The sequence below is a fragment of the Streptomyces sp. JHA26 genome, assembly GCF_002005565.1.
In the GTDB taxonomy this organism is placed as follows: Bacteria; Actinomycetota; Actinomycetes; order Streptomycetales; family Streptomycetaceae; genus Streptomyces.
Map to the genome: position 1 here is coordinate 1 of NZ_BDJC01000166.1, position 639 is coordinate 639.

A 639-nucleotide genomic window follows, 5' to 3' on the forward strand; every position below is an offset into this window, starting at 1 on the left:
CGTCGTGGGCGTGGGTGGGCGGATCGCGGAGCGCTGGACCGGGGGTGCCGTCGGGTGCGGGTGCGCGGTGGAGGCGCCGGGGAGTGGTCGGCGGGCGGGATCCGGTGCGGTGGTCGGTGCGTCGGGAGGGGTGCCGGGTGTCGTGGGCGTGGGCGGGCGCACCGCGGAGCGCTGGACCGGGGATGCTGTCGGGTGCGGGTGCGCGGTGGAGGCGCCGGGGGTCGGGGCCGTGGCGGGTGCCGGGGTCGTCGTGGGCGTGGGTGGGCGGATCGCGGAGCGCTGGACCGGGGGTGTCGCCGGGCGCGGGTGCGCGGCGGGGACGCCGGTGTGCGGGGCCGGTGCCGTGTCGTGGGTGCCGGGAGCCCGGTGTGACGAGGAGGACCCTGGTGCGTCCGGCCGACCGGGCGGCGGCGTCAGCCGCTGGACGGGGGGCGTGGTGCCGCCCGCGTCGGCGGGGCGGTTCGCCGGGGACGGTGCCGAGGAGGGCGGCGCCCCGGTCGCGCCGTCGGCGGTGCGCGGGGACGCGGGCGTGGCGGCGGGCCGGGATCCGCGCGACGCCGGAATGCTCCGGGACACGGCCCGCTGGACCGGCGGAGCCGCGGGCGCCTCGGGCGCCGCGCCGGCCGCCCCGCCGTCGGC

1 pseudogene is annotated in these 639 nt (G+C 82.8%); it reads left to right on the plus strand.

Annotated elements, in window-relative coordinates:
* Positions 1 to 433: 433 nt before the first annotated feature.
* Positions 434 to 639 (plus strand): annotated as a pseudogene (locus tag JHAT_RS35040) (hypothetical protein); the annotation flags it as partial.